17 protein-coding genes are annotated in these 20,617 nt (G+C 50.2%); 6 read left to right on the top strand and 11 right to left on the bottom strand.

All coding sequences use genetic code 11. The features are described from left to right. Positions 1 to 454: 454 nt before the first annotated feature. The 3 genes from tyrS to ACYU8Y_RS26160 all read right to left on the bottom strand — a co-directional run bounded on the left by tyrS (position 455) and on the right by ACYU8Y_RS26160 (position 3,578). Positions 455 to 1,741, bottom strand: coding sequence for a tyrosine--tRNA ligase (tyrS, locus tag ACYU8Y_RS26170; RefSeq protein WP_460941132.1), 1,287 nt, complete (start codon positions 1,739 to 1,741; stop codon positions 455 to 457). A gap of 120 nt (positions 1,742 to 1,861) precedes the next feature. Continuing rightward, positions 1,862 to 3,076 (bottom strand): S-adenosylmethionine:tRNA ribosyltransferase-isomerase, encoded by a 1,215-nt coding sequence (locus ACYU8Y_RS26165; protein ID WP_460941130.1) that lies wholly within the window; start codon positions 3,074 to 3,076, stop codon positions 1,862 to 1,864. Continuing rightward, positions 3,069 to 3,578 (bottom strand): hypothetical protein, encoded by a 510-nt coding sequence (locus tag ACYU8Y_RS26160; protein WP_460941128.1) that lies wholly within the window; start codon positions 3,576 to 3,578, stop codon positions 3,069 to 3,071. Before ACYU8Y_RS26160 ends, ACYU8Y_RS26165 begins: the two co-directional genes overlap by 8 nt. Positions 3,579 to 3,778: 200 nt before the next feature. Here ACYU8Y_RS26160 and ACYU8Y_RS26155 point away from each other — a divergent pair, with 200 nt between their 5' ends. After that, entirely contained in the window at positions 3,779 to 4,345 is a 567-nt protein-coding gene (locus tag ACYU8Y_RS26155) for a cob(I)yrinic acid a,c-diamide adenosyltransferase (RefSeq protein ID WP_460941126.1), read from the top strand. Positions 4,346 to 4,482: 137 nt separating this feature from the next. Beyond that, positions 4,483 to 5,553, top strand: coding sequence for a branched-chain amino acid aminotransferase (locus tag ACYU8Y_RS26150; protein WP_460941124.1), 1,071 nt, complete (start codon positions 4,483 to 4,485; stop codon positions 5,551 to 5,553). An 82-nt stretch (positions 5,554 to 5,635) separates the two neighbouring features. Here the strand turns inward: ACYU8Y_RS26150 and ACYU8Y_RS26145 are convergent, their stop codons facing one another. The 4 genes from ACYU8Y_RS26145 to ACYU8Y_RS26130 form a co-directional block, all read right to left on the bottom strand. Further along, positions 5,636 to 6,217 carry a hypothetical protein gene (locus tag ACYU8Y_RS26145; RefSeq protein WP_460941123.1) on the bottom strand — a complete coding sequence of 194 codons (582 nt, stop codon included), beginning with the start codon at positions 6,215 to 6,217 and terminating at the stop codon, positions 5,636 to 5,638. Positions 6,218 to 6,276: 59 nt separating this feature from the next. After that, positions 6,277 to 8,040 (bottom strand): ABC transporter ATP-binding protein, encoded by a 1,764-nt coding sequence (locus tag ACYU8Y_RS26140; RefSeq protein WP_460941122.1) that lies wholly within the window; start codon positions 8,038 to 8,040, stop codon positions 6,277 to 6,279. Further along, complete coding sequence (locus ACYU8Y_RS26135; RefSeq protein WP_460941121.1) at positions 8,024 to 9,778, bottom strand: ABC transporter ATP-binding protein; 1,755 nt, start codon at positions 9,776 to 9,778, stop codon at positions 8,024 to 8,026. Before ACYU8Y_RS26135 ends, ACYU8Y_RS26140 begins: the two co-directional genes overlap by 17 nt. Before the next feature lie 116 nt (positions 9,779 to 9,894). Then, complete coding sequence (locus ACYU8Y_RS26130; protein WP_460941120.1) at positions 9,895 to 11,331, bottom strand: BamA/TamA family outer membrane protein; 1,437 nt, start codon at positions 11,329 to 11,331, stop codon at positions 9,895 to 9,897. A gap of 119 nt (positions 11,332 to 11,450) precedes the next feature. On the opposite strand from ACYU8Y_RS26130, the gene ACYU8Y_RS26125 reads away from it, so the two are divergent. Next, a complete protein-coding gene (locus ACYU8Y_RS26125) occupies positions 11,451 to 12,830 on the top strand; it encodes an MFS transporter (protein ID WP_460941118.1) in 1,380 nt (459 codons plus the stop codon). 96 nt (positions 12,831 to 12,926) lie between these two features. Beyond that, entirely contained in the window at positions 12,927 to 13,874 is a 948-nt protein-coding gene (locus ACYU8Y_RS26120) for a carbohydrate kinase family protein (protein ID WP_460941117.1), read from the top strand. A 186-nt stretch (positions 13,875 to 14,060) separates the two neighbouring features. On the opposite strand, the gene ACYU8Y_RS26115 is transcribed toward ACYU8Y_RS26120, so the two are convergent. The 4 genes from ACYU8Y_RS26115 to lgt all read right to left on the bottom strand — a co-directional run bounded on the left by ACYU8Y_RS26115 (position 14,061) and on the right by lgt (position 19,681). After that, entirely contained in the window at positions 14,061 to 14,684 is a 624-nt protein-coding gene (locus tag ACYU8Y_RS26115; protein WP_460941116.1) for a transposase, read from the bottom strand. Positions 14,685 to 14,784: 100 nt separating this feature from the next. After that, positions 14,785 to 16,419 (bottom strand): M1 family metallopeptidase, encoded by a 1,635-nt coding sequence (locus ACYU8Y_RS26110; RefSeq protein WP_460941114.1) that lies wholly within the window; start codon positions 16,417 to 16,419, stop codon positions 14,785 to 14,787. Positions 16,420 to 16,434: 15 nt separating this feature from the next. Then, positions 16,435 to 18,648 carry a S9 family peptidase gene (locus tag ACYU8Y_RS26105; protein ID WP_460941113.1) on the bottom strand — a complete coding sequence of 738 codons (2,214 nt, stop codon included), beginning with the start codon at positions 18,646 to 18,648 and terminating at the stop codon, positions 16,435 to 16,437. Between the two features lie 187 nt (positions 18,649 to 18,835). Next, on the bottom strand, positions 18,836 to 19,681 hold the full coding sequence (lgt, locus tag ACYU8Y_RS26100) for a prolipoprotein diacylglyceryl transferase (protein ID WP_460941112.1): 846 nt from the start codon (positions 19,679 to 19,681) through the stop codon (positions 18,836 to 18,838). Positions 19,682 to 19,851: 170 nt separating this feature from the next. Between lgt and yidD the strand changes: the two genes are divergently transcribed. Together yidD and ACYU8Y_RS26090 are read left to right on the top strand one after the other, a co-directional pair. Continuing rightward, complete coding sequence (gene yidD, locus ACYU8Y_RS26095; RefSeq protein WP_460941219.1) at positions 19,852 to 20,061, top strand: membrane protein insertion efficiency factor YidD; 210 nt, start codon at positions 19,852 to 19,854, stop codon at positions 20,059 to 20,061. A gap of 101 nt (positions 20,062 to 20,162) precedes the next feature. Continuing rightward, the gene (locus ACYU8Y_RS26090; protein WP_460941111.1) at positions 20,163 to 20,537 is read left to right on the top strand and encodes a co-chaperone GroES; all 375 of its coding nucleotides are present in this window, start codon (positions 20,163 to 20,165) and stop codon (positions 20,535 to 20,537) included. Positions 20,538 to 20,617: the final 80 nt, after the last annotated feature.

Raw genomic sequence — 20,617 nt, 5'->3', positions numbered from 1 at the left:
GAAGCGTGGTTGAGAAGAGATCTAAGCGAGTTAAATCGTGTCTCGTTGTTTGGGAGTGCAAAGGTACGCCTTATTTCCCGATTGTCAAGCAAAAAGTGAAAAATGTTTTTAATTCTTTTTTCTTCTTTTTCCTTGTAACTGCCTGACCAGAAGCGTGTTACCGCTAATTGATCAAGTTCCTGTATTGTTTGGGAGTGCAAAGGTACGAGACTGTTTTTGTTTTGTCAAGTAAAACTGAAAATAAATTTTGCGATTGATTTTCAGTGGGTTGCACGTAATGAGCTGGCTATCAGAGGCTTTCGCTTTTGTTTTCGACTCATTCCCGATGTTTGGGAGTGCAAAGGTAGGGGCTTTTGGGGCGCTTGTCAAGACCTGCTCAGAAAATAGTTAGGGGCTACGCCAAACATTATTTGGCAACGCCCCTAACCTCAGCGAGTTACAGCTCGAAAAATGTTTAAACTTTTTTCAGCAGGTGGTTTTTCTTGCCCTTCGATACTAGTAAATAACGTTCCTGAAGCCATTCCAAATCAACCGATGCAGCCGGATCGGTTACCTTACTCTTATTGATACTAACTGCATTTTGCGTTATTGCCCGACGGGCTTCTCCCTTCGATGCATATACTTCTCCTCGACTAGCCACGGATAACAAGTCAGTAATGTCTTTGCTATTGGCTAGCTCTTCAGCTGATATCTCCGTTTGTGGTACGCCGTCAAAAATGATGTCGAATTCATTGATCTGAATAGACCGTAACGTATCCAGTGTAGCTTTCCCAAATAGCACTTCCGACGCTTTTACGGCTAAATCATAACCTGCCTGAGAATGGATTCGGATCGTTACTTCCTTAGCAATGGCTTTCTGTAAAATGCGGAGATGGGGTGCTTCGGCATGCTCACGCTCCAGTTCATCAATTTCATCTTTGGACAGAAGTGTGAACACTCGAATCAGACGAGGACAGTCCGCATCAGTGGTGTTTAGCCAGAATTGGTAGAACTGATAAGGGGAGGTCAGCGCTGGGTCCAGCCAAACGTTACCGCTTTCAGACTTACCAAACTTCGTTCCATCAGCTTTAGTGACCAACGGAGTCGTTAATGCAAACGCCTGGTATTCTTCCCGGCCTTCTTTACGGCGGATCAGTTCCGTTCCGGTTGTTATATTGCCCCACTGGTCGGAGCCGCCCATCTGCAAGCGTACCTGCTTGTTCTTGTAAAGCCAGTAGAAATCATACCCCTGTAATAATTGATACGAGAACTCCGTAAACGAAATGCCCGTTTCGAGCCGCTTTTTTACCGAATCCTTAGCCATCATATAATTGACGCTAATGTGCTTACCGGCCTCCCGCAAAAAACCGAGGAACGAGATTTCCTTAAACCAGTCGTAGTTATTAACCATTTCGGCGGAGTTGGCTCCGCAATCGAAGTCGAGAAACCTGGTTAGTTGCTGACGAATGCCTTCCTGATTGCGTCGCAGAGTTTCCTCCGACAGAAATTCACGTTCGGAAGCTTTACCCGATGGATCGCCAATCATCCCGGTGGCTCCTCCAACCAGAGCGAAAGGCTTATGACCCGCCCGCTGAAGGTGAACCAGCAACATAACCGTCGCCAGATTGCCGATATGGAGCGATGCTGCCGTGGGATCAAAGCCTATGTAGCCTGCCGTCATTTCTTTCTGAAGTTGTTCTTCAGTGCCGGGCGTCATGTCGTTCAACATACCACGCCAGCGGAGTTCGTCAATGAAATTCATGTTTATAAAGAGTGAAAGAGCGAATGAGTGAAAGAGCGCTTTGATGAGATGGCATAAAACCACTCATTCATTCCACTTTGGCGGTCCGGTTTCGCTCTTTGAGTTCGCAAAAGTAAGCGTTTATGGCAAAAGCAGGGATGAATCTCCGTAGCTCAAAAAACGATACTCGTTTTCGAGTGCTTCGGTATAAACTCGCTTCCAGTCACCACCAATCAGGGTTGCAATCAGCAAAATCAAGGTTGAGCCGGGCTGATGGAAATTTGTGACAATGCCTCTACACAATTTAACTCGATAGCCCGGTGTGATGTAGATACCCGTCTGCGCGACAACAGATTCCGAATGCATATCCTTCAGATAAGCCAGAACGGCATGCAGCGAATCCGCTACGCTTGGCTGCTGAGCTACCGGAATCTGGTAAGCATATTGCTGGTCGAGCCGGAATGGATCCGTTTCCTTTCGAATCAGTTTGGTTCCCATCCAGTACAAACTTTCCAGCGCCCGCATGGATGTTGTTCCTACCGCAATGATCGTATCCAGGTGGTCGAGCAAGTGTCGAATCATTAGCTCGGTGTAAACGACCTGCTCCGTGTGCATATGGTGTTGCCGCACGTCGTCCGTTTTGATGGGCTGGAACGTACCCGCTCCCACGTGCAACGTCAGGTAATCGTAGCCAATTCCCCGCTTGCTGATGGCGTCGAATATGGCGGGCGTGAAATGGAGTCCGGCAGTAGGAGCGGCTACGGCGCCCTCCTGCTTTGAATAAATCGTTTGATACGTATCTCGGTCAGCGTCGGTTGCATCGCGTTTGAGGTAAGGTGGCAACGGGATTTCTCCGGCATACTGAACGATCTGCGCGAAGGTGAATTCTGCCGGTTGCCAGCTAAGCCGAATGGTCGATTGATCGTAGTCGTACCAGGCAGCGGTTAGCGTAACGTCGCCCAGGGGTGTCGATAGAATGGCTTCCAGCGTCTCGTTCGGCCGCCAGCGCTTGCGATTGCCAATCATGCCCTGCCAGATTGCCGAGCCAGTAGCTTCCATCGTCAGCGATATTGGCTGCTCGGCGGGAAAGGGACTCAGTAGAAATAATTCAATAATGGCTCCCGTTGGCTTGGTAAAGTGCAACCGCGCCGGAATAACTTTGGTATTGTTAAAAACCAGAAAACTATCATCTGGCAATAAATCCGGCAAGTCTGAAAACTGTTGATGGCTGATCCGACCGCCCTGATAAACGAGCAGTTTCGATGCATCACGCTGGGCCAGTGGAAACCGGGCAATACGATCGTCGGGAAGATCATATTGGAACTGACTCAGCCATAATTCATTCCGTTCAGTCATCGTCACCGGGTTTCATGGACAAACGAACGGGCAACGAAACCAGCACCACAATAATGATGGCTGTACTGAGCGGCAATAGCCAAGCATATTCAATAGACCGAATGGGGCGATCAGACCGGTTGAGGAACGACAGTACCAACAAACCCAGGCCCAGAATCGTATTGACAGCAGCCATCAGCGCATTGAACCAGTTTGTAAAGACTTTATTTAACTGAGGGCGATTAGCCGCCCAAACGGCATGGTTCGGTATGGGCAGTTGGGCCGTCGGAACTTTAAGGAACAGCCGGGCAATCAGATTAAGTATCGTATTAGTAAGTATAAAAATACCGATTGCCAGATAAAAAATAACCTCCCGGTCGAGTGTCTGAATAGGGTGATTCAGCTCATCGAAGCGAACAGCAACCGCATCAGGATACGAAATATAACTGCTGAACAGCGCGAATAGGAATCCGGCGATGGACACGATGCGCCAGACACGGACGAAAAAAGTACCTACTTTCATGTAAATAAACGAAATCGGACGGCACGGGCCGCCCGCACTACAGTGGAATGAATAATTGAGCCGTTGCTACAGCTCTTCACTCCGTACGATTTGGTTAGCTATAACCATTGGCGATTCAAATCAGGGCGCAAAGGTAAGGCTCGAACGCGGTAAATCCGTTAGCTTAGCCATTTGTTGAGCATTTTGGTTTACGGTATACTATGAAGATTTACACAAAAACGGGTGATAAGGGGCAAACAGCTTTAATTGGTGGCCGTCGGGTAAGCAAAGCCGATTTACGAATCGATGCCTATGGCACAGTAGATGAGCTTAATTCGTGGATTGGTCTGGTTCGCGATCAGCCAGTCAACATTGAGCGTAAAGAACTGTTGAAAGAGATCCAGGATCGCTTGTTTACCGTTGGAGCTGAACTGGCCACTGATCCCGAAAAAGCCCCTAAACGGGCTATGCCTGCCATTTCACCGGATGATGTACGGTTGCTGGAAGATGCGATGGATACGATGGATGCCGAACTGCCTGAATTACGAGCTTTTGTTTTGCCCGGCGGTCACCAGGCCGTGTCGTTCTGCCACCTGGCCCGAACGGTTTGCCGCCGGGCCGAACGCCTGATCATTGCCCTCAACAATACCACAGCGCAAGGCAGCACCGGCGTCGACGAGTTAGTTTTGCAGTATATAAATCGTCTGTCGGATTACCTCTTCGTTTTAAGCCGCAAAATGGCGCAGGAGTTGAACGCGGATGAAGTAACCTGGCAACCGAGAACTTAACGGTTCCTATGTCTTTTCAAGGAACGAAAAATAACGAAGAAAAAAAAGTTGTCTTGACAACTAACTTACTCAATCTAAATTTTTAGCTTTGCCACTGCTGGTTCACAATCGGGCTAACGTATTAACTATAAGCTGTTATGACGACGGACGTATTACAAATTGAATTGCGAAAAGCGGAGCGCTCTCGCATTCAGGAGGTAGATTTCAATCACCTGCCTTTCGGAAAACATTTCTCGGATCACATGTTTGTGGCCGATTTTATAGACGGTCAATGGCAGAATCAGATGATTGTGCCGTTTGACAATTTTACGCTAAGCCCTGCTCTGTCGTCGCTGCACTATGGTCAGTCTATTTTTGAAGGTATGAAAGCGTTCAAAAATGAGGCTAATGAAATATTCCTGTTCCGTCCTTACGCAAATTTCGAGCGGATGAACGAGTCGGCCCGCCGTATGTGTATGGCTACGCTACCCGAAGAGGTATTCATCGGCGGCCTTGAAGCGCTGCTGCGCGTAGATGCCGACTGGGTTCCGGGTACGCCCGACAGCTCCCTGTATGTACGTCCATATATGTTTGCGACGGATACGTTCCTGGGTGTAGCGCCTTCGAAAACGTACCGTTTCTGCATTTTCACCTGTCCGGTAGGGGCATATTATACAAACCCACCAAAACTTAAAGTCGAGACGGAATACATTCGCTCGGCACCCGGTGGCGTTGGCTATGCCAAATGTGCAGGGAACTATGGCGGTTCGTTGTATCCAACCATGCTGGCTCAGCAACAAGGCTACGACCAGTTGATCTGGACGGATGCCCGCGAGCATAAATACATTGAGGAATCGGGCACGATGAACATCATGTTTATGATCGATGGAAAGTTGGTGACCCCTGCCACGTCTGATTCGATTCTGAAGGGCGTTACCCGCGATTCGATTCTGAAAATTGCCCGTAGCTGGGGAATCGAGGTTGAAGAACGCCTTGTCTCCATCGACGAAGTCATTGGGGCCATTGAAACGGGCCGATTAACCGAAGCCTTCGGAGCTGGTACAGCGGTCGGCTCCTCCCCTTATTCGCTCATCGGGTATAATGGGAAAGATTACATGCTTCCCGAATTCGCACCCGAAGAATCCTTCGCCGTTCGCATCAAGGATTATTTATCCGACCTGCGCACCGGTAAAGTAGAGGACACCTTTGGCTGGATGCATCAGGTATAGCGTAACGTAACATTCATGCAAAAGCCCCAACCGTTTGGTTGGGGCTTTTGCATTTTATACAGGAAGACGAATCGACTAGCTGTTATTTAACGGAAGCAGTGGTTGCCCCTTTTGATGGAGCCATCTTGATCGTCAAACCGAAATCTTTCCCCTTCGATACGTCTTTTAACAAAACGGTTTCGCCTTTCGGCCCTGTCCATCCTGTGCCGCCCATGCTGGGTTTGGGCGAACCGTAGCGACTTGAAAAATAACTACTCAATTCCTTCTGGTACGTAGTGACTGACTGACGGCTGTTCAGAAACAAATCGACGTTAATGGCCGATACTTTCTTAGCGGATTGGTAGTATAGAACGTCGGCCGATTCCAGGTTTGTCAGTTCAAGTGTGTAGCCAATATGATCGGCATCACTCTCGAATGGCTCCCCTTTTTCGGTGGCTTTCACTTTCGAAAAATCGTCTCCCAGATTAATACCATGCCAGTGACTTGTAGACGTCAGGCCCAGTTCGGCCAAATGCCCGGTGATGGCGGGGGCCGATGCAGTCTCCGTATTGGATGCGACAGTGGATGAATCAGCCGATTGCGAACTGGTCTGCTGACGGCCACGACAAGCCTGCTGAGAATAAGCGAGTACTATTACTAGGGTTAGTAGAGCTATTTGTTTCATATATTTTCGAGCGTCAATCTATCCGCAAAGGTACGTTTGGCGGCTAACTTTTACTTCGTTTAGCTTACCCGCTTTCCATCCAGCAGCATACCAACCGCATCGTTGAGCGAACCCGCCTGCGTTACCTGGCCTGAGTTGATAAAAAATATTTCATCCGCACGTTCAATGGTGTTCAATCGGTGGGCAATAATAATACGCGTTGTTTTTGCCGGTAGTTTCTGCAGGATTTCGTCCAGCAATTGCTCCGTAACCGTGTCGATATTGGCCGTCGCTTCATCGAGGATCAACAAATCCGGATCACGAAGAACCGCCCGCATAAAGGCGATGAGTTGTTTTTGACCCAAACTAATGCTGTCGCCATTTGTCTGAACGTTTGTATCAAGCCCCTCATCAAACCGTTCCAGTAAACCATCCAGATTGGCCTCCCGGATGACGTTGGCCAGTTGCTCATTGGAGTAGTTTTGGTAGGCTTCATTTCCGTACAGAATATTATCCCGAACGCTGCCTGTGAATAGAAACGGCTCTTGAAGAATAAAGCCGATCTTACGTGTCCGTTCCTGGGGACTGTATGACCGAATATCTTTCCCAGCCAGCAGAACCGTACCGCTGGTTGGGTCATACAATCGAGCGATCAGTGACGCAGTTGTCGTTTTTCCGCCCCCGGTTGGGCCAACCAGTGCGTAAGTCTTGCCCATGGCCAGATCAAAATTTATATCGTGGAGTACCTCTGTTCCATCCGGGTAGCTGAACGATACATGCTGAAACGACAAGAGCGCCGTAGAAGCGGTCGTCAATGGGTTTTCAACCGTAGTCAGGTCGGTTTGCAAGGCCAGCATATGCGAAATGCGATCCCAGCCCGCCAGTGCTACCTGAAAGTTAGCCCACAAAGCGGCCAGTTGCCGAAGCGGATTGTAAAAGTTAGTGACGTACGACAGAAAGCTGATCAGCAAACCAATCGTAAAGTGACCAGTTGAAATTAAGTAGATGCCAAAAGCCAGCACAATCAACTGGCCGAAGTTAGCTGCCAGACCAATTACGGGCGTGAACACGTTGTTTGCCAGACCAGCGCCGATCGATGTCCGGTAACTTTGCTGGTTAACTTCGTCAAACCGTTTTCGGAAATAATCCCGTCGGTTAAAGGCAATGATGACCTTGAAATTGTTCAGACTCTCCTGAATTTCGGCGCTTAGGTTACCCACGCTTTTCAGATTAGCCGCGTTCATTCGCTTCACCCAGGCGGATGTTGCCTTTGTGAAGGCCCACATCAAAATAGCGGGTGACAGGGCCGCAGCGCCCAGTGGCAGATTAATGAATAGCAGAAACAACCCGGCACCGGTCATGATAAAAATACTGCCCAAGAATTGCATCAGCGACTGCGAAAAAAACTGATTCAGTTTATCCGTATCGTTGTTAATACGTGAAATCAAGTCGCCCGCTTTATTTTGGTTGAAGAACGCAACCGGTAATTCCTGTAACTTATTGAATACCGCATTCCGAAGTTTAAAAAGTGTTCGCTGCCCAACACCCCCCATCAGGCGGGTCTGTACGTAGTTGGTAACGAACGCGATGGCATAAATCCCCAGCAAAATACCGGCATTACGCAACACACCATCGTACTGCTTTGTCTGAACGTACTTGTCGATGGTATAGCCAATCAGCATGGGGCCGACCAGCGTCAACGACGAATTGACCAGAATAGCGACGAAGGCCAGTATCAATATTCGCTGTTCGTCGTTGATGAGTGCCAGTAATTTTCGAAGTGCTTTGTAGGTGGCATTTTTTTCTTCTTTCTGCCCCGCGGCCTGGTTAAGATCGTAATTCATACTGGCTCGTGCTGCGTTGGGATTGATAAATCTGAACGTATTCGGGACTCGTTTTCATCAGGTCCGGGTGGGTTCCTTTGGCAACCACTTCCCCTTCCATAAGCAAAATAATCTGGTCGTAATCTTCGACGGGTGCGATTTTCTGAGTTACCGAAAGCAGCGTCAGATTCGGGTAATTCTGCTGCACGTTGGCCAGTATTTTCTGCTCGGTGCTGGTATCCACGCGCGCCGTAAAATCGTCCAGAAGCAATACCTTCGGGTTGAGGGCCAGGGCACGGGCCAGCATAATGCGCTGCTTCTGACCACCCGACAGACTGCCTCCGCGTTCCGAAACAATGGTCTGAAGTTTATCCGGCAACGTATCCACAAAGCCCCGCAATTCGGCCGTATCAATGGCCTTATTCAACGATTCATCCGTTACCGTATCCGTAAAGGCGATATTTTCGCGAATGCTTAAGTTAAAGATAACGCTATCCTGAAAGACGAACCCAACCTGCTGATGGAAGGCTTCTTCGTCGTAACTGGCAATGGGTTCGCCATCGTAGTTTACGCTACCGGCGTCTGCCTTGATCAATCCCGTCAACAGAAACAGAAGCTGGCTCTTACCCGCAGCCGTAGGCCCTACAATAGCCGTTCGGCTACCCGCTTCAACGGTGAAGGAAACGTTTTTCAGGGCGGGCTTTTCGCCATAATAAACCGATACGTTCCGGACGTCGATGGCCCCGTTTAAGAAACCATCGATTGTTCCCGTTTGCCTTGTTTCTGGCGCCTGTAACACCTCATTCACCCGCTCGTAGGACGCCGATGCCTGAGCAATAACGTTACTCATAAATCCAATAACGATAATGGGAAAAATGAGCAGCGCCAGATAGCTGTTGAACGCAGCAAAATCTCCCAGCGACATACTGCCCGTAATAACAAAGTGGCCGCCCAGCACCAGAATGGTTAAGGCCGCCATGTTAGCCGTGAAACTGATAACGGGAATAAGCCCGGCGAACAACCGCAAAATGGCCAGTCCCAAGTCTTTGGCATCGGTGTTGGCCGCCAGAAACTTGTCGTATTCAAGCTGCTGCGAGTTAAGCACCCGAATAATAGCTGAACCCAAAATGCTCTCATTAATGACTTTGTTGAGCCGGTCGATCACTTCCCGGCTTCGCTTGAACAAAACCCGGACTTTCTTCAGGACAAGGTAAAAGGTGATGCCGATAATGGGGACAATGGTTAGCACAGCCAGCGCCAGTAATCCGTTGATGCTTATCAGTAAAACGCTGGCCCCCAAAATGATGCAAAGTGACGAAACAAGGGAGACGATTGCCTGCGAGACAAACATCTTGACCGAATCGATATCCGAAGTCAGGTTGGTCAATAACCGGGATGGATTTGTGTGCTGAATGTAGGTAAAGCTCTGGCGGGAGATTTTGGCCGCTAATTGGGTGCGTAAGTCGCGCGCCACGCGTTCGGAAGCGTAGGTCTGGATAATACTCTGCAGGTAGGTGAAGATAAAAATCAGGAACGCGGCCACCAGAAACTCAACGACCATCGTTCTCAGCACAAACTTTCCGGCCGAGTAGTCGTCGATGCCATGCGAAATCAGCATGGGTAGTACCAGATTGATGCCATTGCTGATTAGCGCAAACAAAATCAGCAATAGAATCAGCCGGGTATAGGGTTTAAGCAGGCTCAGCAAACTGGAGGAAGGCTTCTTCGAGGCTTCTTTTTTGGGAACGGTATTGGCCATGATCAGTCCTGGTGGTGAAGCTTTTAAAACGAACAACGGTATTCTAACCAAGCATGAAAGCGTATCAGGCGGCAATATAGTGACAGCTCATCCGTATCGCTCAACAAGCGGCTCACTTACAGTTCCTGCGCCAGGTTGAAAAAGAAGCCAGCCTTACCCTGAGCATTGATCGTACCACTAAACCGCATAACCAGGTTATAAAACGATACGACATCCAGACTCATCCCCGTACCGGCAAGCAGTTTATTGGCCAACCGGCTCTGGTACTGCTCAGCGTAGGAACTGCTAACATAGCCCGTATCGCCGAAGACCGTCAGATAAGCCGAAATAGGCACAGTATTGAATTGCCGTACATGAAGCCAGTTGAGCTGCTTACGAACATTGAAAAGCTGATAGCGCAGGCTGTTACGCCAGATGAAGGTCCGTTGCCCGTCAACGACATAAAGCTCATAGCCACGTACCATATCCGCCGAGCTTCCCAATCCCCGCAGGTTAAAATAAGGCTGCCGGGTGGGCCAGGTAGAACGGGCGCGTAGGTTACCGGCCAGGTAAAAGCGTCCGCCCAATGACCAGTAGCGCGTAGCCGATGCGGATAGATCCAGAAAATGAAAGTCGTCTTTTGGTAATAATCCCGATACGCCGATGCCTGCCGAAACCAGGGTACCCTGTAGTGGATAGACGACATTATCGCGCCGATCGTACCGGTAGTTATAGGAGGCCGACAGAAAATGCTGCTCCGTTCGGCCATCCAGAAAATAATCCGGGTTGAGCCGGGCAATGGTATCGGCAATGGTATTTCGGGTATACCGGGTATCGAAGGTATGGTAATGGTAGAGCCCCCGCCGGTGCGTAAGCGTCACGGCGGCATAAGCCCGCTCGCGAAGCACATTTTCCGACTTCACATAAACCCACTTATCGAATTGGGTGCGGTAGGGAATTTCCTTGTTGGTGATGTAGCCTACATCAACGCGCAGGCCGATTTTCTGGGCCAGATCGATGTAGGGTTTCGAGTAGGAAAGTATCGTTCGCTGTAAAAATCCCCGTTCAATGACAACCTGAAGCCGGTCGTTGTTACCCGTCACGTTGCGGTAACTCAGGTGCCCCCCATAAATAACCCGACGAAAATCGTGGCCCCGGTCATACCACCATTCATTGAAATTACGGTCAGCCAGGTCAAAGACAGGGTACGCAATGAAGTACCATCGTTCCTTCATCGTAATGGTTAGATCGACCTGGGCGAACTGCGTTGAATCAACCGGCGAGGTAATCCGGGTGGTCATATCCACCGTAATAAAAAGAGTCGTATTGTTAATGTTACGCTGATCCCAGGCTACCCGCCCCGGCAGATCGCCCAGCCGAACAGTGTCGCCCATATGAAGAGTCATCTCCCGAAGGATAATTCGATCACGGGTGCGGTAATTTCCTTTGAGGATAATGGATCGAACAGAGACTTTTTGAGTCGAGTCGGCCGATTCAGCAGCAGAGGCTGAAAAAGAAGGAAGACTAAAAAATACAAGTACCGTAATTAGGAGCGGCCACCTTTTCGGAATCATGCTCAAAAGTACGTCTTTTCGAAAAAATAAGATAAGTATATCTCCGTATCCTGCAAATCAGTACGTATTATTGTTGACTATTCTTGAGAACGCCCCGCCTGTTAAATATACGACAATCCATGCAAACTGGAAATAGCAAGAAACCCTCTGCCACTAGTAAGCCCAATCTAAGTTTCTGGCAAATCTGGAACATGAGCTTCGGCTTTTTGGGCATACAGTACGGGTTTGGTTTGCAACAGGCTAACATGAGTCCCATTTTCCGGTACTTGCAGGCCGATGAGGCTAATATCCCGATCCTATGGCTGGCCGGTCCAATAACCGGCCTGATCGTTCAGCCAATCATTGGCTCGATCAGTGACCGCACCTGGTCTAAACGATGGGGTCGCCGGAAACCGTTTTTTCTGATTGGCGCGCTCGTTACCAGTTTGGCGTTGTTTTTAATGCCCAACTCATCGGCGCTGTGGATGGCGGCCAGTTTGATGTGGATTCTGGACACGGGCCTGAACATCACCCAGGAGCCGTTCCGGGCGTTTATTGGCGACAAACTTAATGATCAGCAACGCGATTTAGGGTTTGCGGTACAAAGTTTTTTCGTCGGGTTCGGCCAAACCATGGCCAACCTGATGCCAACTATTTTCCGGCTTCTGGGCCTCACAACAACGGCTGTCGTAGCGGCCGGTGTTATTCCCAATAGCATTAAGTATCCTTTCTATATTGGTGGCCTGGCTGTATTACTTGCCGTTATATGGACAATCTACACGACGGATGAGTATCCTCCCGAAGACCTGGAAGCCTTCAAACGCGTCAAAACGGAGAGCCGGGGTGTTGGCGGGGCATTTGCGGAAATTTTTCAGGCCCTCAAAGAAATGCCGTCTACCATGAAGCAGCTGTGGTGGGTCAAATTCTTTACCTGGTTTGCCCTGCCGCTGATGTGGCAGTATCTGACGTTGGCCGTCGCCCGTCATGCCTTCAATGCGCCCACGCCCGAGTCACCGGGTTTTCAGGAAGGTACCGAATGGGGCAATATTTGCTTTGCCATGTTTAATGTGGGCTGCTTTACCATTTCGTTTTTCCTGCCCGCCATTGCCGGCCGGATCGGTCGCCGGGCTACGCACGCCGTTTTTTTGACCATTGGTGGACTAGGCTTTTTGTCTATGCTGCTGTCGAATGATAAGTACGCCTTTTTTATCGGCATGACAATGGTCGGCCTGGCGTGGGGCTCGATTTTGTCTATGCCCTATGTGCTGCTTTCCAGTTCCGTACCCGCCGAGCGAATGGGTGTTTATATGGGCATTTTCAATGGCTTTATCGTGGTGCCGCAGATTGTCAACAACCTGACGGTGCAACTCTTTTACCCAACCTTACTAAAGAGCGACCCTCGTAACGCACTTGCGCTGGCCGGTGTCTGTCTCTTGCTGGCGGCCGGTGCCTGTTTTCTGGTAAAAGAAACGAAGCAAAGTGAAGAAGCGGCTTTCCCGATTGAGCCGGGTGGGAATTAATAGTGAACTTTTTCCTTTCTTTGGCCTTCTGATCAACTCATATGCTGGATTTTTCTGTCCACGCAAACGCTTTATCCGTCAGAAGAAAGTTTAGACATGACAACACCACCGCGCCCCTACGCCCTCCTTTCTGTCGGCGAATTATTAGCTGATCTGATTGGCCACCACGTATCGAACAGTTTGCTCGACGCACAGGATTTTCGTCGATACCAGGGGGGTAGTCCGGCGAATATGGCCTCGAACATGGCTCGATTAGGGAACCCGACTGCATTGGTAGCCTGTGTTGGCAACGATAATATTGGCACTTACCTGACCAGACAAATTGCCGAATCAGGGGTGGATACCCAGTTCATTACTTCCGACCCTTGGGAGCCAAGCAGTATCGTCTTGGTTTCGCGTACAGCGGGTACACCCGACTTTGTCGCCTACCGCCATGCCGATTGCCAGATCAAGCCGGAGCAACTACCCGATTCATTACTAGCCCAGGTTCAGCTCTTCCACACAACCTGCTTTGCCCTGAGCCGACAACCAGCGCAGGATACGATTGTAGATGCAGCCAGGCGGGCGCAGGCTGCTGGTTGTCAGGTTACCATCGATACCAATTACGCACCAAGCATATGGCCCGACCGCCAACAGGCATGGCGCGTTTTGCGCGATTACTGCGCAGCGGGTGCCCTGGTAAAAATCAGCGAAGATGATGCCGAACGGCTTTATGGCGAAACCCAAACGCCGGAACGCATTCTGGGCGATTTTCACCAGATGGGGGCTACGCTTATCTGCTTAACCCTTGGCCCCAACGGTAGTCTGGTCTCGTATGATAACGGCGCTAAACAGGCGCGAATACCGGGCAAAAAGATTGATGTTGTCGATGTTACGGGAGCTGGTGACGCCTACTGGGCCGGCTTCCTGACGGCCTATCTGGACGGATATGCTCCAGGCAATTGTGCCCACGTTGGCGCGGCATTAGCCAAGATGAAACTAACCCGGCAAGGCCCCCTTCCGGATAAGATTGATCGAAAATCGCTTTATACGCAGTTCGAGTAAGCAGCAGAAACAATAGCTACACGCTGAATTAAAACCCTAATAATCAAACCTTTGAAATGCACCTTTTGTCATCCCGACGATAGGAGGGATCTTTGGGTGTAATTAAATTTCCAGTTTACCAAAGATCCCTCCTGTCGTCGGGATGACAAAAAACCCTTTTGCCTAAGGGTATCTATGAGACATCATTTACTTACTCAAACTGTTCAGCTTATCCAGATTTATATCGTTTAGCGCGGCTTTGATTTTGTCCATGCTCACACCCTGACCTTTGGCCGACACAACAAACCGTTTCTTGACCAACACAGCCACTTCGCCGTTTTTGTCGCCGTTGTCATACTTCTCGTAGGATTTATTTTCGCCGATTTTACTGGTCTTTTCGTACCCGTCGCCTGTTTCTTTATCCACTTCCAGCATCGACCAGGCCGCTAGCCCCATCATCATGGCGGAACCTCCTCCGTCAATGATCGAGAGTTCGATACGTTCGGTATCTTCTGCATTGGCGTATTTACCCGTTGCCGTTGATATAGTAAAGCCAGCCGTTCCTTCTTTTTCACCGGTTGCTTCTTTGCGGGGCAACCCATCGGCGTCGGCGGGCAGCAATTCCTTCAACGATCGAAAATCAACGGTTTCGACGGGGCCCTTTTTCTGCATTTCTTCGGCCTGGGCAGCCATCTCCTTTATGGCCGATACCGCCCCCAGGGTCGATACGGACTCGTCGTCTTTCTTCGCTTCGTCTTTGTTGCCTCCGCATCCGGCAAGCAGCATGGCTGACAGTAATCCAGCCCAAAGCAGGGTTAAGTTTGTTTGCATAGTCGTTATGAAACTGAGGATGGCTTAAATGAATAACCGCCGATAAGGTACATTTTTCCGCTGTCGTCCAGCCAATCTTTTGATTAAGCGTTAGAGGCCGTTAGTCCGCCCGTTTGCTGAGTACGTAATAATTAGCATCGACGCTGAGGACAGTTTCGTTTTTTGCCGCCAGTGTTTTCCACTGAGCCGTTGGTTGTACTAAATAATAAGGTCCTGATTCGCCAACGCACACACGGACCGGCATAGCAAAACCAGTTACACAGTTGGTCCAGCGATATTGAAACCCACCAGCCACCGGACGATATTCGAGTACCGGAATTTTGGTATTTCGCAGATACTGGTCGAATACGGGCTTTAGTGCCAGACCCGTTTGCTGACTCATGTACTGTTCAATCTGGCTGGTCGTAACTGTCTGGTGATAGAAGGTTTTATTCAGTCCGCGCAGGACCTGCCGCCAGGTTGAATCATTGCCCACCAATTGCCGGATCGTATGCAGCATATTTCCTCCTTTGTAATACATATCTCCTGACCCTTCGTGGTTCACGTTGTAGATGCCAATAATTGGGCTATCGTTCCGGATGTTGGCCCGGCACCCGATTACGTACTGAGCACCAGCCTCTTTACCGTAGTAGTACTCCGTGAAAAGGCATTCTGAGTAATTGGTAAAACTCTCATGAATCCACATATCGGCCACATCCTTGTAGGTAATGTTGTTGGCAAACCACTCGTGCCCCGACTCATGAACGATGATAAAATCCCAGAGTAACCCCCAGCCCGTATGGGAAAGATCGCGGCCCAGATAACCATTTCGGAAACGGTTACCGTAGGTTACTGAACTCTGGTGTTCCATACCTAAATAGGGCGCTTCGACTAACTTATACCCGTCTTCGTAGAACGGGTACGGCCCAAACCAGTATTCAAACGCCTTGAGCATCCTGGGAACCTGCTTAAACTGTGTTCTGGCAGAGTCGACATGGTCCGATAAAGCATAATAGTTCAGCGAAAGCGGACCTTTTTCACCTTTGTACACCTCCGACCAATGCTCGTAACGACCAATGTTTAGGTTGACGCCGTAGTTATTGATCGGGTTAACGACATACCAGTCGAAGGTGCGGGTGTGATCGGGATTCGTCGTCACCCGGCGCAACCGACCATTCGAGACATCCATCAGGTCTTCCGGAACAGTCACGCTGATGGCCATCGAGTCCGGTTCGTCGTACATATGGTCTTTACAGGGCCACCAGGCACTGGCACCTAAACCCTGACAGGCGGTGGCAATAAACCAGTTTCCGCTTTTATCCCGCGACCACACGAGTCCTCCATCCCAGGGTGGCCGTTTTGCCACGCGCGGTTTCCCGGCATACTGCACCGTTACAGCCTCAGTCTGTCCGGGCTTTTGTGGCTTCGTTAAGGTTACGAAATAGGCATTGCCATCCTGCCGGACGGCAAGCGGTTTACCGTCCTGTTCTACGCGCAGTACCCGTAACGGACGCTGCAGATCGACCTGTAACGTCTGGCCGGGTTTAAGTACTCGGTAGCGAATGAGGGTTGAGCCGCTCAATGTGCTATCGGTCGGCTGCACGCGAACGGTCAGGTGATAAAAGGTCAGATCCCACCACGCCCGTTCGGGCGTAATCGACCCGCGCAGGGTATCGTCGTGCGTAAATTCGTATTTCTGTGCCTGAGCCAGAACGGGCATCGCCAGCAGTAAAACTAAAGACAGGAGTCGATTCATGAATGCAGCTGGCGGTTAGCGTGGGCCCGGCGGGCAATGGTTCAGCAGGTAATTCGTATAGAGCGTTTGCAGGTGTAGCGATGTTCCCGGCCCCTCACTGATACCGTGCGAACGATTCGGATACGGCATCACCTGAAATTGCTTATTATACTTGACCAATTCGTTGATCAGCACTTCGGCATTGTCATAATGCACATTATCGTCGCCAGTGCCGTGAATATAGAGCAAATTACCTTTCAGGTTCTTGGCGTACGTGATTGGCGAGCCCGCTACGAAATCCTCCCGGTTTTCCTGCGGGAGCCCCATATAACGTTCCTGGTAGATGTTGTCGTAAAATAACTGGTTACCAACGGCGGCAATCGCAATGCCCGTTTTGTAAATATCCGGATACTGAAACAGCAGATGCAGCGTCGTCGACCCGCCCCCGCTCCAGCCCCAAACGGCCACCCGGCTGGTATCGATGTAGGCATGTTGGGAAAATAATTTCCGGGCACCCATTGCCTGATCGCGGATGTTGATCCGGCCAATCTGCCGATAAATCGACTTGCGCCAGGCTGCCCCCTTCAGGTTGGGCGTGCCGCGGTTATCGAGTGCTACATAAATATACCCCGCCTTATCCATACCACCCTGAAACAGACGGTTTTGCCCGATGGAAAAGTCATCATTTACGGTACTTCCAGCCGGTTCGCCGTACACATAAAAAACAATCGGGTATTTCTTCGTGCTGTCGAAATCTGTAGGTTTCGCCATCCAGCCGTCGAGCGCTATACCGTCTTCGGTCGTGAGCTTAAAGAAGCTGACGTTCGATTTGGCGACGGGCTTTGTTCGGGCAGCAATGCTCTCCGATTCATTGACGGCTTTATGATCGGGAAGGCTCACCCACTCACGCGATGGGAGCGTCTGGTAATTGGTAAAGGTATGCTGGGCAAACCGGCCATTCGGCGACAGGGTATAGCCGTGCGTACCATCCTGCCCGGCCGGCGTTATGCGCTCGGCTTTGCCTTTCCCGTCCAACCGCGTACGGTACAGATACCGCTGGTTGGTATTGTCGGGCGAGGCAATAAAATAGATTTGATTGGTAGGCTCATCAATATGACTGATTGTGGCAATATCGTACGACCCCGGCGTTAGATTGATCTCTTTTTTACCGTCCACACCAACCCGGTACAAATGCCGCCAACCGTCTTTTTCCGATACCCAAATAAAGGATTTCCCATTCTCCAGCCACTCCCAGCCGCTCGGATCGTCGCGGCTCCAGCGGGCTTTCCCATCGATCCAGGCTTTGTCGGTTTCGGTATAAATTGGATTGATGGATTGAGTTGCCGTATTGCAAATGAAGAGTTTGCTCTCGTTTTGCTTCCGATTCAGTTGTTGTACAATTACACTCCCGCCAGCAGGAAGCCACTCCAACCGGATCAGGTAATGCTGCTGTGAGTCGCCGGGGATACTGAGCCAGGTCGTTGGTGGTACGGCATCCCGGCTACCCGACACGGAAACCACCCCGATCCGGGTTGGCGATGGACTTTCTCCCACTTTCGGGTATTCTACCGGCACCACATGCGAATAGATCGAGTCGGTGGTGTTCAGCATCAGATAATCCCGAATCTTAGTGGCGTCTACCTGCCAGTAGGCAATCTGCTTACTATCGGGACTCCAGCGAAAGCCATCCCGGCAACCGAACTCCTCTTCGTAGGCCCAGTCGAAAGTGCCGTTAATGCGTTTGCGCGTTCCATCCGTTGTAAGCTGGGTAATTTTACCCGTGGCGACATCCTCAACGAACAGGTTATGCTCACTCACGTAGGCGACGCTACGCCCATCCGGCGATAGTTTGGCGTACATCAATGACTGGGAAGGGCGCTTGCTACTATCCGACTGGCCCAGTTGCCGGGCCTGCCCACTCGCCCGATTGATCAGGTAATAATCGCCTTTGGTGTTGTACCGCCAGACACGCGCGGTGTTCGTAAAAATCAGAACGTTGGCGCTGTCGGTGGTGAAGGCAAAATCAGCGACGGCCATAGGCTGATCCGTGCCGGGTCGGCGCAGTTGACTGTTGGGTAAAAGCGTTGTTTTTCGACCGGTTCGAATATCCGTTTTGACGATTTGCCCCTGTTCTACCGTGGCCAGCGCATTGCCATCAGCAGACCAGTGCAGTTGACGGCCGGGGACCTGCGCCTGCGCACTACAAGCGACCAAACCCGCCAACAGGGCGGACAAAAATTGACGTGACATAAAAAAAGACGGGCTCACCGAATGAAGTGTATGATTGAGGTAAGCTACCTTCAAAAATACAGCATTTTCCGGCTTCCCGTCTTTTTATGGGCCACATTACCATTTTCAATACCATTTACCGTTCCCTACAGGAATTTTTACGGAAGCCTATATCTTCCGCTAACCTGTGTAGGAAACGGGTAAGTGGCTAGGATTCGACTGCTCTTGATTGCTCCGATGCGGTCAATGTAACGGGTGTCCGGTAACTGCGTACCAGAAAATAGACGCCCATCAACACGGCTGGAATACTCAGGATTTGCCCGACGTTCAGGGGTAAACTGTCTTCAAACGGAACCTGATTTTCTTTCAGGTATTCATAAAAGAACCGCAGACCAAAAATCCAGATCAGGAAAATTCCCAGCATACTTCCACGTGGTGTTCTTTCTTTCGCACGATTCCAGAACCACAACAGAATAAAAAACAGAACCAGGCAGGAAAGCGACTCATACAGTTGGGCCGGGTGACGAGGAATTTTGGCATATTCACTGTTATTCATGAAGACAAACGCCCAGGGCACATCCGTGGGACGGCCGACAATTTCGGAGTTCATCAGGTTACCGAAGCGAATACAGGCACCTGCCAGGGCAACCACGATGACAATGCGATCCGTTACCCACAGAAATGTCTGATTGGTCAGCCGGCTTTCTTTCCGACGGGAATACAGCCACAAGCCGATCAAAATGCCAATGGTAGCGCCGTGGCTGGCCAACCCCGCAAAAGGCGGTGTGATAACCGTTAGCGGATGATGAAGCAGTACTTCCGGCTCATAAAACAAAAAATGACCGAGCCGGGCACCCACTATCGTCGACACAACCATGTAAATAAGCAGGCTATCGGTATCGGCAACGGGTTTATGTTCTTTTTTGAAAATATAGCTCATTATCTGCATGCCAATCAGGAAACCCAGCGCGAACAGCAGGCCATACCACCGCACCGAGAACGAGCCGATGTGAAAAATTTCGGGATTAACTTCCCAAATAACGTATTGAAGCATATAAGAAATAAGTTTCAGATTTACGGTTTTACGGTTGTGAGAATCGGATCGGTGCCAGCACGTCATGCTTTAGCCTGCCATAACCCCAAACACAAAACCGATTACCGATATTGAGCAAAGATAGGAATTGCGGGAAAGTTTTTGGCCGTTTTCGTGTTTAGCGGTTTATGATGAAGTTAATTTTAATTGGGCTCGTTCGGGGATACCAGGCCATTGTGTCACCCTACTTTCCCAATGCCTGCCGCTACACGCCCACCTGTTCTCAATATACGGTAGAGGCTATTCGTAAATACGGCGCTTTGCGGGGCGGTTGGCTGGGACTCAAACGAATTGGCCGCTGTCATCCGTGGGGCGGTCATGGCTATGATCCGGTGCCGTAACGAATGGCTCTTACGCGACCCGACTGCCATTTTGGCTTACACGCCAAACTTGCCCGATTTTTGACGAATCGCTGACGACAACAGATTAACGACTTACACCAATGCTTGGAATTACCGCCGATAATAAACTGAAACGCCTGATTGTTGTAGGCGACCGGGTCTTGATTAAACCGAAAGACCCCGCTGACCGGACCAACAGTGGCTTGTACTTACCGCCAACGGTGCAGGAAAAAGAACAGGTTCAGTCAGGATACGTTATTAAAGTAGGTCCCGGCTACCCGATCCCGGCAGCGGCCGATGAGGAGCCCTGGAAAGAAACCGAAGAGAAAGTTAAGTACATGCCCTTGCAGGCGCAGGAAGGGGATGTGGCTCTTTACCTGCAACGCAATGCCATTGAGCTGGACTACGAGGGTGAGCGGTACGTTATCGTTCCGCAAGGCTCGATTTTAATGCTGGAACGACTGGAGGATCTGTAAACAGGAAGCCCGAAAGTAGTCCATTAGTTTATATACAAACCGGCCTTGCGGCTGCATGACAGAAAACACTATGAGACGCT

This window comes from Spirosoma humi (assembly GCF_054776575.1).
This window is presented reverse-complemented; position numbering and strand designations above follow the sequence as displayed.